The organism is Seinonella peptonophila, assembly GCF_900129355.1.
Lineage (GTDB): Bacteria > Bacillota > Bacilli > Thermoactinomycetales > Thermoactinomycetaceae > Seinonella > Seinonella peptonophila.
Map to the genome: position 1 here is coordinate 34,806 of NZ_FQVL01000003.1, position 14,002 is coordinate 48,807.

Consider the following 14,002-nt stretch of genomic DNA (forward strand, 5'->3'; position numbering starts at 1 on the left):
AAAAAACTTACTATCCTGCTATATATTTATAAATTGACCAAGCCTTTTTTTAGCACTTAGGCATACATGCCTACATACCATATTGAAGACTCAAGACATGAACCGTGCAGTTTTGCTCAAGCTCACAACCCACGTGAAGGAGGGGTCAAGATGGGGCAGGCACGAATCCAAATCCAAGTAATGCCAGAAAACCAATTTCCGATTGGTAGCGAGATCGTAATCAGTAGCCATCTAGCAAAACGCCTCGGCATCGGAAGTCAAACCATCAATATCCAGCACGGCTCAGCCAATGTAAGTGCAATGCTCTCTCTCTCTGCCAATCCCAGTTCCCTCGTTCGAATCTGTTCATCTTTAGCAACTGCACTAAAACTGACAGATGCGATTCAATTAAATGTACAGTATCATCCACAACAACTTACACTGTCATTTGGTCCACTTGTCGGAATTATGATCAACTTAGAGAATAACCAACAACATAAACCGGTCTTTGGAGAAATGGCGCGTTTTTTCGATGAATGTTTTAAGGCAGCTCAGCAAGCTGGTATTCGCTTGTTTATCTTTACGCCTGAACAGCTTTCAATGGAACGTAAAACAATTCGAGGATGGTCAAAGTTCCGAGGTCGATGGATTGAAACCAATCATCCTCTACCACATGTTATCTATAATCGCATCACATCACGTCGTATCGAAGAGGACTCTTCTCTTCAAAAACAGCTTGATCAGTTGCGTAAGAAGCATCAAGTTCAAATCTTTAACGAACAATTTTTAAATAAATGGGAGGTTCATCAACTTTTTTCCCAAGACTCCTATATTTCAGAAATTCTTCCAGAAACAAAACCATATGATTGGCGAACTTTGCTTGATATGGCTAAAAGCCATCCCATTCTCTACTTGAAACCTGTAAATGGAAGTTTGGGGCAAGGAATTATTCGTTTGATCCATACTCCCATTCAAATTCGCTATCAATCCGAAACAGCTCAAGGAAATCAAACATTTTACGCACATTCTTGGAAAAAGGTAATCCAGCGACTAAACAGAAGAATCGGCAAACAATCTTATCTTATTCAACAAGGATTACTACTCATTAAGCACCTAGGACGGCCAATTGATTTTCGAATATTATGTCAAAAAAATCATCAAGGAAAGTGGTCTGTTACTTCTGCAGTCGGACGAATTGGAAAAACAGAGCACTTTGTATCAAACTTGGCTCGTGGTGGTATGATCCTAGCAGCATCTAATGTACTCGATAACTTTATTCACTCCTCAAAACCAACAATACAACAGCTGCATGAAATTGCACTCAACATTGCGAATCGATTTGATCAGCTCACCTCAGGGCACTTTGCAGAGCTAGGAATAGATCTAGGGCTTGATCGAAAAGGAAAAGTATGGTTAATCGAAATCAATTCAAAACCGTCAAAAACAGATGATTCGGTTGTTCAAATCACTTCAGGAATTCGCCCTTCTGTTCGGAAATTAACCAGTTATATCTGTTTTTTGACAGGAATCAAACAGACTCGAAGCTTTGCACAGAAAAGGAGGAAAAAAGGTGACTAAGCTGGCCTACATCCTTGGAATTACTGTTTGTTCTGTACCACGTCTTCAAAGACCACATTTTTATGAGCGTCATTATTTTTATCAGTTGACACAAGCAGGAAGAAAAGTTGGGCTTGCTGTGGTCATCTTTGACCCTCGTGATATCAACTGGTTAGAACGCACCGTACATGCTTGGAGTGTAACTTCCTCTAAACAATGGATCAAGCAGAAATTCCGCCTACCATCACTCATTTATGATCGTTGTTACTATGGAAGTGCGCAAGAATATTTACGTTATAAACCTTATGTACAGCGGTTGGCAAAAGACCCACAAATTCGTCTTCTAGGAAAACCACTACAAGGAAAATACCAAACTTATCAAATACTGGCAGCAAATAAAGAGATTGCTGCTTTTTTACCAGAAACAAGGGAATATCAAACAGGTTCTACCTTAGTAGAAATGCTCCAGACATACAAAGCGGTTTGCCTAAAACCAAATGGGGGTAGTCATGGACGTGGAGTGATTGCGATTGAATCAAAGAACCATATTTGGAGAATTCGAGGTAGAACCCTTCAAAATATACCATTTCAAAAACAGTTTTCCGATCTCAATCAAGTACGACTTTTTATCCAACGGCTAATCGGACGCACTCGTTATGTGATTCAACCTTATTTATCACTGACAACATCTGATGGTAGTCCTTTTGATCTACGTGTATTACTTCAAAAAAATGCGCACAAAGAGTGGCAAAAAACTGGCGTAGCCATTCGAATAGGCAATCCCATTTCGATCACATCCAATTTACATGGCGGAGGACGGGCAAAATGTTGGGAAAAGTTTCTTCAAGAGCATCTTCCTTCCTCACTCCATGAATCGATTGTAAATCAACTTCACCAATGTACCACTCTTGTCCCCAAACATTTAGAAGAATATCATGGCTCACTGGTTGAACTAGGTCTTGATCTTGGAATTGATCAACAAGGAAATGTTTGGATATTAGAAGCCAATTCAAAACCAGGACGTTCTGTATTTGTTCGTACTCAACAATTGAAAACACACCAGGACGCAATCAACCAACCGATTTATTATGCAAGAGCCCTTTTACGAGAAACAAAGGAGGTACATGTGGGATGAACTCGCCGATCTGCCAACTGCTTATCTCATTTCAGCTTCCCAATCGAGCGATCTTGTTATCACCTCGATTAATGAATAAATGGGGGCTGCAAAATGATCAACAAATATCACTTACATTTGGTAACAAATCCGTGATTGTAAAAGTAAGAAAACAAAGGCATCCAGGTTTGCGCATCACACTCTCACCAGCTCTTCGACAACAGTTAGCAATTCCTTATGTTAAAAGCACCAGAGCCATTTTTGAAGATAGCTCTCTTAGATTGGGGCCAGTTATTGGCATCTTAACAACAGGTTTCACTGGAAATAGTCAACAGCCTTTTGGAAGTCGTTCTCATTTATTTCGACATTTTATTAAAGAAGGAGCTAGTGAACGACCGTTTATCTATGTTTTTACCCCAGAGATGATCGACTGGAAATCCGAGACCGTACAAGGGTGGTATTATTACAAGAATAATTGGATCTCAAGATCGTCGCCATTACCTGATGTGATTTATGAACGAGTCCCCAATCGAAAAGTAGAATCTCATACCCATGTACAAAATTGTCTTCAACGCCTTCGTACTCGTTCCAATTGTCAAATTTTTAACCAAGGCTTCTTTAATAAATGGTCGATTCATCAACTGCTCGGAAATCATCCCCAAACCTATACATTTTTTCCTGAAACACACCTCTCTCCTTCCATTGAAACAATTGAAAAAATGATTCAAAAGCATCGAGCAGTCTATCTAAAGCCAAGCGGTGGCAGCTTAGGTTTAGGAATTTTCCGTATCACGCACATACCTGGAAAAGGCTACTTTTGTCGGTATCACCAAGGATCGCGAAATGTTTTGAGGCGTTTCAAGTCAATTCGTCGCTTAATATCTTATTACTTCGGCGATCAATCCCGTCGCTTTCATACCTACATTGTTCAACAAGGAATCCAATTAATCAAATATCATGGTAGACCTGTCGATTTTCGACTTCATCTTCACAAAGATGCTACAGGTGATTGGCAAGTAGTAGCGATCGGTTGCAAAATGGCGGGATCAGGCTGTGTTACTACACATGTAAGAACAGGGGGTTCAATCGTTCCAACATCAAAACTACTTCAAGAAATATGTGGTGAGCGCTCTTCATGGGTGGAAAACCAACTAAAATCGGCCGCTGTGGAAATTGCATCCGTTCTGGAGCAACAGGTCGAAGGACCATTAGGTGAACTTGGACTCGATATTGGACTTGATACTGACATGCAAATTTGGCTATTTGAAATCAATGCGAAACCAGGCAGACATATATTTGACCATCCAACCTTACGAGAAGCAGGTCGTCAGTCTGCCAAGTTCATTACAGATTATAGCCTGAAACTAGCTAATTTCGTCTAAAAAGGAGGTTGACTCTTGAAACCATTGATTGGAATCCTAACCGCAGACGGAGGAAACCTTTTTCGAGGGAATCACGCTAACTTTATCGATTTGATTCGAACGGGTAGGAAACGTAAACACAGGATCATTGTGGTTACTCCACGTTCTTTCTCCGCAGATTTTCGTAGCGTAGATGGCTTTCAGTTAAGCGAAAAAACAGGTATACCAACATGGCGACGCATTCATTGTGCTATACCAAGTGTCATTTATAACCGTCTTCCCAATCGCTCAATCGAAAATCAGTCAGCAGTTAAGTATTTGTTAACAAAGCTTAATCAATTACCAGATGTACAACTATTTAACCCTCACTTTTTCAATAAATGGGACTTATTTCAATTCCTAAAACAAGCACCAAGTCTTGCCCATTTATTGCCTGAAACAGTACCCTATACCAACCCAAAATCACTTCAAACGATGCTTCAGAAATATCCGATTCTATTTGCTAAACCTGTAAATGGTAAAGCTGGAGTCGGGATGATCCGAATTCAACGCAATCGGAACAATTTTTTATGTATTCATCAAACAAAGCAGCAGAAGCGACGATACCATGCAACACATCAAGCTACCATTGAAAGGATTGTTCAACGCCTGATCGGAAATCAATCTTACATTTTGCAACAAGCCATTCCACTATCCAAGTATAAAGGTAGGCCCTATGATTTGCGAATATTAGCGCAAAAACAGCTAGATGGCAATTGGGGAATTAGTGGAATCGGTATACGAATAGCTGGAAAGAATGCAATCTCGACCCATGTACCGATGGGCGGGAAATTGGGAAACCGCAAACAGATTATAAACCACTGTTTTGGCAACCGTTCTTCCATTATTGAAAATCGAATCAAGGAAACGGCACTCTCCATAGCAAATGCAATTGAACAAGCATCAGGAGAGACGCTTGGAGAGATGTCTTTAGATTTAGGGATTGAGCAAAATGGTAGGCTTTGGTTCTTCGAGGCAAATGCAAAACCAATGAAATTTGATGAACCTGAGATTCGAAAAAGATCATTAAATCGAATCATCGATTATGCGGAATATTTGAGAGAGGATGCTTTACGAAAGGATGTCGCATATGGAAATATTGAAATGTGATCGGATTCACTTGAAGAAATGGCGTCCTACACTCATTCGATTTATATGGAAGCATGGGGATCAACGTATTACACATCAAGCTATTCGTTGGTTCCGGCGTCTAAACAATGTAGAGCAAGAAGGAACGCTTGTTGCATTAGCGATGGAGGAAAAACGACTCATTGGCTTAACGGCTCTTAGTAATTATGGGTTAGGTGAAGCATTTATCGTTGTTCATCCGCGCTTTCGAAAATCAGGAGTAGGGGAGAAATTGCTGCAATTTACATTGCAAGAACTTCCTAAGGTATACACCCGCGTTGCTTGTGATAATATTGCTAGTTTAAAACTATGCTTCTCATGTGGGCTGATTGCCTACAAATTAATTTCTGGACCCACTGGAAAACCAACACTTTGTTTAACGAATCGGATGGCTGATCATCAACCTCAATCAGCTATGAAGTATTTATGAAAATAATGCGAATAGAAAAGGATGGACTCAAAAGAGTGATCCATCCTTTTCGATCATTACTGGATGACACGCTTGGCAGTTACATAACTCCTCTCTAACCATTTAGTAGAGAGACTATCGTAGCGTACACCCCCCGATCCATAGGTATGTAATATCTTATTATTTCCCGCATAGATTCCTACATGTCCGATTTTCCCACCTGACGAACTGCTGGTGAAAAAGAGTAAATCTCCTTTTTTCAGTTGACTCTTAGAAACAGTTTTACCAATCGTAGCTTGTTGTCGAGATGAGCGAGGAAGCGTAATCCCATTCTGTTTAAATACATATTGAGTAAAGGATGAACAATCAAACGTTCTTGTTTGACCAGCCTTTGCTCCATATTGATAAGGGGTTCCCATATATTTCTCCCCTGTCTGAATGATTCGATCCGCTAATGTGCTTGATGTTTGTGTTGTCGATTGATTTGCCGTCTGATTCGTAGATGGTTGGTTATAATCATTATACCAATTGTAATATGCAGCATCACTAATCTGAGGTAGTAGAATAGCTGTCGAGGCAAGTGAAAAGGTCAACGTCAGGACAAATTTAGTAATCTTCTTGGGTATCATCAAATCCTCCTAAAATGTGTCTAATATTTGTCCAAGGCCTTGGTATAAGTATCCTAACATAAATAAAATCTAGCGAATGAGGTAAAAACTACCATATAAAAATAGATGATATAGACACTAAAATAAAACTTTCCTCCGAATGCAGAAAAATAGCTGTTTTTGGCGGCCTACATGAAAACGCTTTCTTGCAGAATTTAACATATTATGTAATAAAATAGATTGTTAGATTGTGGAAAATCACCTTTTCACTCGATATGAACACAAAAAAACCCACATTGTTTTTGTGGGTTTGCTTGTAGACAAAGTCGCATGATCGGCGACTCGTGCTCGCGGGTCTCGGCGTCGCTCCGACCCGGGCTTGCAAGGAAGTAGGTCTTTCCGTGTTCTGTCAGCTTTCGCGGCCAAGCAAAACTCGCCTCCTCAGGCATACGCCTGCGGAGACTCGAACAGTTTGCCCGGAGAGAAAATGCCGCTTCAGCTGCCATTCCGCTAAGTTGTACCCGAAATGGAGCTTTGCCGATCACCTCTACACTCGCTTATTAGGTTTTTCTTCAGTCTGGAACCTCTCAAGAGGGGGTTTTTATAAAAACTTACGTATGCATTTTTGACCATTATAAGTAAAGAGAACAGGGCGATTTTCTACGATTGTCTGCAAATGAACATTTCGGCCCCATAATGCATAGATATGCGGCATTGTCTTCTCTAAATATTTTATATCTAATTCAATCCCCTCATATCGATGCTCTATATAGAGTTCACCATTCTGCTGATAGTCTCCATCACGCACAATGATATATGGGTGTCCACCATTAATACGGCTTGAGACTAACTGATCACGCACGATTTCCCAACTCTTATCCGTTACTTTCCATTCATTTCCTTTTAATTGAAACAGATATAAATCTAGTTCCTCTACCAATTCCTTGGTGAGATAACTACGTAAGAAAGAAACATCAGAATCAAGCTCGCGCACTTCATAGAGTTTTTCTCTTCCTGTAATACCCCCACCTTGCTCAAATGATTGATCCCATCGTCGTTCTATGTCCTCAAATAACTTTAATCCGAGATAATAGGGATTAATAGATGTGGTCGAAGGTTGAATCACATTCGCATTTAGCTTTGCAAATTCAATCGCTTCTTCTTCGTTTAAATCAAGTTCACGCATAATCCGAATATGCCAGTAAGATGCCCAACCTTCGTTCATAATTTTCGTTTCCAATTGAGGCCAAAAGTAAAGCATCTCATCACGTAGAATGGTCATAATATCCTGTTGCCACTCTTCTAACACACGACTATGATTCATGAGAAACAGTAATAGATCTTTTTCTGATTGTTGGATACCCTTGTTTACAGGCTCTTTTGAAGATGCAAGACGATCTTTATCATCCAAAGACCAAAGATCATCGTAGGGGGTACGTCGTTTAGGAGCTGGTCCCTCTTCTTTTTGAGACCTTTGTCGACGATGGGGATCGAGTAAACTTGGATCAATATGCTCTTGAATGGAAAGAACATGGTCTAGAAATTCTTCCACTCGTTCTTTCCCAAATTGAATTTCATACAACCGGATGCGTTCTGCACTTGCAGCCATACTCTCAACCATATCACGAGAGGTATTCATAAAACGTACGTTATTTTTAAAAAAGTCACTATGTGCTAACACATGGGCAACAATTAATTTATTTTGAATCAATGTATTCCCTTTTAATAAAAAAGCATAGCAAGGATCGGAATTGATGACTAACTCATAGATTTTACTTAAATTCAAATCATACTGTAACTTCATCTTATGAAAAGTCTTCCCAAAACTCCAATGCGAAAAGCGGGTAGGCATGCCATATGCACCAAATGTATAAATCATATCGGCTGGACATATTTCATAACGCATCGAAAAAAAATCAAGCCCAAAACCTGATGCAATCTCAGTAATCTCAGCGATTGCTCGTTCCAACGCTTGCCGTTCATCAGCTGCCACAGCCGCATCATCCCCTTCCTTCTAAGCGATCAAACTCTTAGGATCTTATACATCTACCAACATCATATGAAAATCAATAGAAAAGGATGCAGCAATTGGTGTTATACCTATTATTTTATCAAAAGAACTCAATGGTTTCTAGTAAGTGACATTTGGCTTCAAAGCAAACCATCTATATGAACATTCCTTAGAAAAGGAAGTCTAGAATTGAATAATGAAAGGCATTGCAAAAAGCGGATAGCCCTTGACGGTTGACATTCAGTGTAGAATCGAATATCTTGACGTAAGCATCAAGCGAATTTCCCAATAAAAAAGGGGGGTTTTTTTATGGGTTTTGATGATGACCCGAGGCGAAGCGAACATGTGATAAATCCGATCTGAACATGATGATTGACCATAATTGAAATAAATAATCATTCCTTTCATTGAGCAACCTTTAATTTGAACGACAGTAACGGTCAATCCGTTCAAGATCTGATTGAACTAGAAGCTATTTCAAAAACGTAGTTGCTTTTGCAATAGTTTCTAGGAATAGTCGCGTTCGCTACCCACATGTATCTTGTAGCTGGCGATTTACGTTAATGCCGTTCACTGCAACGTATCAATGAGGGATAGATGACCATGTCATCTTATTCGGCATACCCTCTCGTTCCTTACAGAGCGGGTTTTTTTACATCATATGTAACAAGGAGGGGTGAGCATGCAATATGAAGGAGTTCGTCAACAGATTGTGGCAGCCATGACTGATACTACTCATCCACATCATTTGTATGAACTGATTCAACCTCTGCAACCCTATGATATGTCAGAAGTAATTCGTGAAATGGAACATGATCAAGTACTCACACTCATTATGAAACTTCCCATTGCTTTTGCGGCCGAAAGTCTTGAACATCTGGAGCCGGATTTGCAATATAAAATTATCCACCACTTAGAACAAAAAATGGCACCTGCATTACTCAAGCAGCTTTCGAGTGATACAATTGTTGATATGTTACTAGCAATCCATCCATTACAAGCCGAAAAAGTACTCACTTTGCTTCCAGCAGATTATCGAAAAAAAATTGATGATCTGATGACTTATCCTGAAGAGACTGCAGGTAGTTTGACCACTGTTGACTATATTTCTGCTCGTGCCCATTGGACAGGTGAACAAGCGCTCCGTCATATTCGTAAAGTAGGTCATGAAGCGGAGATTGTCTCCTATATATATGTGACCAATATAAGAGGCGAATTGGTTGGGATTGTCTCCCTTAAAGAAATTATTCTTGCAAGTCCTGATACATCATTAAGCAATCTTACGACAACTGATATTATCTCTGTACCTGCTGAGATGGGACAAGAAGAAGTAGCTCAAATTTTTTCTAATTATGATCTTTACGCACTACCTGTCGTGAATCAACAAAAGCGTCTAATCGGAATTATCACGATTGATGATGTGGTTGATGTGATTCAAGAGGAAGCAACTGAAGATGTTCAAAAATTAGGGGGAAGTCAACCACTTACAGAACCTTATTTTCGCACTTCTGTGTGGAAACTTTATTCAAGCCGAATTATCTGGTTACTTGTCCTATTTGTTGGTGGAGCTTATACTGCTAACGTCTTATCCAGTTATCAAGGGGAAATTCAAAAAGTTATTATCCTATCGGTCTTTATTCCTTTGTTAATCGGTACAGGTGGAAATACTGGTTCACAAATTGTTAGCACCTTGGTTCGGGCAGTAGGGATAGGAGAAGTAGCCTTTGGTGATATGTTGCGTGTTGTAAAAAAAGAATTAATGACTGGATTACTGCTTGGTTTATCATTAGGAATTATCGCTTATTTTCGCGCAATGACGATGAAAGTATCGATTCAAGTGGGTTGTGTTGTCAGCCTATCCGCTATGCTGATTGTGCTTTGGGCAACATTTGTTGCGGCAATTTTACCTCTAATCCTACATCGACTTCGAATCGATCCAGCAGTTGTCTCAGGCCCTTTAATTACAACGCTTGTCGATGGAACTGGGCTCGTGATCTATTTTTCAATTGCAAAAATGATCTTGCATATTTAATCAGGTTAATGAATAAATAGGAGTGATCAAATGCGTACCTTCCTTATCAAAGAATATGGGAAGCCAGAACAATTTTATGAAGCTCAAATCCAAAAGCCTACAGTAGGAAAAGGTCAAGTATTAATCAAGGTAGCTGCTACGAGCGTAAATCCAATTGACTCTAAAATTAGACAAGGGCGAGTTCCAAACGTCACCCCCTCACTCCCTGCTACGTTACATGGTGACGTAGCAGGAATCATTGCAGAAGTCGGCGAAGAAGTCCAGCAATTCCAAACAGGTGATGCAGTTTATGGATGTTTTGGAGGTGTTAAAGGTACATTTGGAGGTGCACTCTCAGATTACTTACTCGTTGATGCAGATGTTATCGCACATAAACCGACTAATCTCTCTTTTGCTGAAGCAGCAGCATTACCACTCGTCTCGATTACAGCATGGGAAGCACTCGTTGATCGGGTGAAACTTTCTTCGGGTCAAAAGATTTTGATCCACGGAGGAACAGGTGGTGTTGGTCATATTGCGATTCAAATCGCAAAGGCACTCGGTGCTATTGTTTACACAACTTGCTCAACAGATGAAAAAGCAGAGATTGCTTCTTCATTAGGCGCTGACCATGTAATCAACTATCGACAGCAAAGTGTGGATGAATATGTTAACAGCTATACGAATGGTCAAGGATTTGACATCGTCTTTGACACTGTAGGCGGTGAAAATATTGATCAATCTTTTGCAGCAGTAAAATTAGGTGGACAAGTCGTAACAATTGCGGCTCGCTCCACACATGACCTATCACCCATGCATAATAAAGCGATCTCCCTTCACGCTGTTTTTATGATTCTTCCGATATTATCGGGTACCATCCCACTACAACATGCCTTTATCTTAGATCAAGTTAGAAAACTGGTAGAACAAGAACAGCTTCGACCTATTATTGGACAAACTTTTTTATTTCATGAGGTTGCACAAGCCCATCAAATGCTAGAAGATGGTGACAAGATAGGTAAGATTGCTTTAATCCACGAAGATTTTTCTTCTATCTAATAATGAATGAAGGTTTCATAGTTCAAGTATCGAGTCGCGTCTGTTTTTACAAAGCGAATTCAATAACCGTGATTAGCTTAATACAGGCGCGGTCTCTAAATACTTTGCATAAAGCTTATGAAAGTCCCATCCCGACCTTTATCAGCATATGAGATATAGACCATTTTAAAAATGCCAATGATTCGTCAAACTTTTCTTAGTCGATTTTTTAGCCATACATCGAATAATGGGATAAGGTATTTTACATAATCGATTGGAATTATCAGCTAGAAAGCGAGGTGAATACCTGCTCACTGACATCAACCATTGTAAACCTTTCTCATCATTGTCATGCAGCAGGTCAATCGTTGATGTATCGAGATAATAGAACCTCTCCAACGCTCAATCAAAAGCTTCCGCCACGATCCCGAACACGCAAACATCAACCACGAATGTTTGATCAAAATAAAATTTGGATATGGACTGGAAGCGCAATGATCCTTTTTTTTCTTACTATTACACTCTCTATTACCTTTATCTCTGCGCAAACCATCCCTTTGGATAAAGTCGGCAAAGTTGACTTTTCATCTGTAATCTATGATCAACAAAACAATGTAATCAGTAAAATCGGGGCGCAGCGTAATGAATACATAAGTATGAAGCAGATCATGAAGCTAAATCCCATGCTACCTAAAGCTTTTGTAAAAGTAGAGGATGAGCGTTTCTACGAGCATTCTGGTGTTGATTACTGGGGATTTTTACGAGCAATTTGGAAAAATATCCTCGCCTTCGGTAAATCCGAGGGTGCTAGTACGATTACGATGCAGGTAGCTCGTAACGTTGTTTTAGAAGATCGACAAAAATCGTATTTTCGTAAACTGAAAGAAATCAAAGTTGCTTCCTCGCTCGAAGAGGAATTTGGTAAAGATAAAATATTAGAAACGTATCTTAACTACATCAGCTTTGGCAATCAAGTAAAAGGAATTCAAATGGCAGCCAAGATATATTTTGGTAAAGACCTTACTAAGAATCGACTTGACCCTCAAGAAATTGCTCTGTTAGCTGGTTTGCCAAAAGCACCATATGGTTATGATCCATATGGAACAGACGAACAGAAACATAAATCTCTTCTTCGTCGAAATGTAGTGCTTGCAAAAATGGCAGAAGATTCAACACTGCCACCTCTGATCTCACAACAAGAGAAAGAACGCTTACAAAAAACATCTTTGGGCGTTAATCCTAAATTTCTAAAGCAATATACACGTACAAGTTCGTTTTCAGCTTATCAAAATCTTGTCCGTAAAGAGATCACAGAAAGATATGATTTAACAGAAACAGAACTAGAAAACGAAGGATATCGGATTATTACTGGAATTAATGCGCCATTACAGTTGAATATAGAGAATACAATGAAAAATAAATCCCTATTCACAACTCCTGAACAGACTGTCATGTTAAATGGCGGAATTATACTCATTCATCCACAATCAGGTTTAATTCGTGCCATTGTAGGGGGCAAAGAATATAAAACAGGTGATATCAATTGGGCTTTAAAAAAAATGCAACCAGGTACCTCACTACGACCATTAACGCTTTATGCACCCACAATTGCATATCGAGGTATGAATGAAAAAACCATACTTTCAAATAAAAAAATGCTTGGAGATGCCATTGTCAATCAAGAAATCGATCCGATCAAAACGCTCATGCTTACAAGTGATCGCCTCTATGATCGAGTCAATCTAACAAATAAAAAACTGGGAATTATATTCCCCAGCGACTCGGAGAAACGAGAATTATGGCTAGGAAATAATATTGTGATGAATGCAAAACAGCTAGCAGAAGCCTATACCGTATTCCCAAATTACGGTAAACGAAGCTCTGTACATGCCGTAATCGCTGTTTATGATAAGGCGGGTAATATCATTCATCCCAAGAAAAATCAGTCTATTAATGCTTCTGGCAATCAGGAAACTGTTTTTAATCCACAAACTTCCATGAATACAACACGTATTCTGCAAAGAACTGCTCAAAAATCGGTACCTTCATTATCTAAAAAACAATGGCTTGCTGGAGTCGCCGGCAAAACATTAGGTGAAGACCCTGGTTGGTTTATTGGTTTTACTCCCAATCTGATTGCAGCAGTTGTGGTTGTAAATGATAGTGACCGTTCCAATCATAGTAAAGTTGAAATCGATGAAAAACTATCTAGTCAACTATTCAAACAGATTATCCAAACATCAATCAAACATATTCGTCCCCCTCGAACCTTTACACCGCCACAAGGGATCTTTATAAAATAAAAATAGTACCTTCCCATTGAGGTACTATTTTTAAATTGTAGACAAAGCATTAGTTCCGTCAATATTTCACACTTCGACTCCATTTCAGGCAACGTAGATGTTTTCAAGACACCGCATCTGCTTGCTCAGAGCAGTATCAACTCGGCTATCGCGTCATAGTCAGACTTGCAGCGTTAGCTGCTTAGCGAAACTTGTGCACGGCGTGTACAGATAGTACTACCGCCTATTTTTCGCTACGCAGATACAGCTTTGTAGCGCCTAGTAAAATGCGGATGAAGGATATTTTTCCGTCCACAACGAGATATTGACTTCACAATTTTTCCTTCTTCTATCCAATTGTACAACCTCTTCTTTGTTCAATTGGGATTTCTTCATTCTGAGTAGTACCTTTATGGGAAGGTACTACTTTCCATTTAACCTCATTTCAAAGTAGGTAAGCTTTAT

At 39.6% G+C, this 14,002-nt stretch carries 10 protein-coding genes; 8 read left to right on the forward strand and 2 right to left on the reverse strand.

The features are described from left to right. The first annotated feature begins 150 nt into the window (after window positions 1-150). From BUB71_RS07040 to BUB71_RS07060, 5 genes are read left to right on the forward strand one after another with little or no spacing between them, the layout of a single operon-like run. Window positions 151-1,557: a YheC/YheD family endospore coat-associated protein gene (locus tag BUB71_RS07040; protein ID WP_073154140.1), complete on the forward strand. Its 1,407-nt coding sequence runs from the start codon at window positions 151-153 to the stop codon at window positions 1,555-1,557. Next, on the forward strand, window positions 1,550-2,671 hold the full coding sequence (locus BUB71_RS07045) for a YheC/YheD family endospore coat-associated protein (RefSeq protein WP_073154141.1): 1,122 nt from the start codon (window positions 1,550-1,552) through the stop codon (window positions 2,669-2,671). Before BUB71_RS07040 ends, BUB71_RS07045 begins: the two co-directional genes overlap by 8 nt. Continuing rightward, window positions 2,668-4,032: a YheC/YheD family endospore coat-associated protein gene (locus BUB71_RS07050; protein WP_073154142.1), complete on the forward strand. Its 1,365-nt coding sequence runs from the start codon at window positions 2,668-2,670 to the stop codon at window positions 4,030-4,032. Before BUB71_RS07045 ends, BUB71_RS07050 begins: the two co-directional genes overlap by 4 nt. A gap of 15 nt (window positions 4,033-4,047) precedes the next feature. Next, on the forward strand, window positions 4,048-5,160 hold the full coding sequence (locus BUB71_RS07055; protein ID WP_073154143.1) for a YheC/YheD family endospore coat-associated protein: 1,113 nt from the start codon (window positions 4,048-4,050) through the stop codon (window positions 5,158-5,160). After that, window positions 5,141-5,608 (forward strand): GNAT family N-acetyltransferase, encoded by a 468-nt coding sequence (locus BUB71_RS07060; protein WP_073154144.1) that lies wholly within the window; start codon window positions 5,141-5,143, stop codon window positions 5,606-5,608. The genes BUB71_RS07055 and BUB71_RS07060 overlap by 20 nt, the downstream gene beginning before the upstream one ends. A 56-nt stretch (window positions 5,609-5,664) precedes the next feature. On the opposite strand, the gene BUB71_RS07065 is transcribed toward BUB71_RS07060, so the two are convergent. Next, window positions 5,665-6,216 carry a C40 family peptidase gene (locus BUB71_RS07065; RefSeq protein ID WP_073154145.1) on the reverse strand — a complete coding sequence of 184 codons (552 nt, stop codon included), beginning with the start codon at window positions 6,214-6,216 and terminating at the stop codon, window positions 5,665-5,667. Window positions 6,217-6,796: 580 nt separating this feature from the next. Next, window positions 6,797-8,188, reverse strand: a complete 1,392-nt coding sequence (locus BUB71_RS07070) for a SpoVR family protein (protein ID WP_073154146.1) — start codon at window positions 8,186-8,188, stop codon at window positions 6,797-6,799. A gap of 700 nt (window positions 8,189-8,888) precedes the next feature. Here BUB71_RS07070 and mgtE point away from each other — a divergent pair. The 3 genes from mgtE to BUB71_RS07085 all read left to right on the forward strand — a co-directional run bounded on the left by mgtE (window position 8,889) and on the right by BUB71_RS07085 (window position 13,558). Continuing rightward, complete coding sequence (mgtE, locus tag BUB71_RS07075) at window positions 8,889-10,238, forward strand: magnesium transporter (RefSeq protein WP_245815544.1); 1,350 nt, start codon at window positions 8,889-8,891, stop codon at window positions 10,236-10,238. Between the two features lie 30 nt (window positions 10,239-10,268). After that, window positions 10,269-11,276, forward strand: a complete 1,008-nt coding sequence (locus BUB71_RS07080; RefSeq protein WP_073154147.1) for a zinc-dependent alcohol dehydrogenase family protein — start codon at window positions 10,269-10,271, stop codon at window positions 11,274-11,276. A 350-nt stretch (window positions 11,277-11,626) separates the two neighbouring features. Beyond that, entirely contained in the window at window positions 11,627-13,558 is a 1,932-nt protein-coding gene (locus BUB71_RS07085; protein ID WP_073154148.1) for a transglycosylase domain-containing protein, read from the forward strand. Window positions 13,559-14,002 lie beyond the last annotated feature (444 nt).

Coding starts and splice junctions, on each gene's coding strand:
- BUB71_RS07040 (WP_073154140.1), top strand. CDS start 151: ATGGGGCAGGCACGAATCCAAATCCAAGTAATGCCAGAAAACCAATTT.
- BUB71_RS07050 (WP_073154142.1), top strand. CDS start 2,668: ATGAACTCGCCGATCTGCCAACTGCTTATCTCATTTCAGCTTCCCAAT.
- BUB71_RS07060 (WP_073154144.1), top strand. CDS start 5,141: ATGGAAATATTGAAATGTGATCGGATTCACTTGAAGAAATGGCGTCCT.
- BUB71_RS07065 (WP_073154145.1), bottom strand. CDS start 6,216: ATGATACCCAAGAAGATTACTAAATTTGTCCTGACGTTGACCTTTTCA.
- mgtE (WP_245815544.1), top strand. CDS start 8,889: ATGCAATATGAAGGAGTTCGTCAACAGATTGTGGCAGCCATGACTGAT.
- BUB71_RS07080 (WP_073154147.1), top strand. CDS start 10,269: ATGCGTACCTTCCTTATCAAAGAATATGGGAAGCCAGAACAATTTTAT.
- BUB71_RS07085 (WP_073154148.1), top strand. CDS start 11,627: ATGTATCGAGATAATAGAACCTCTCCAACGCTCAATCAAAAGCTTCCG.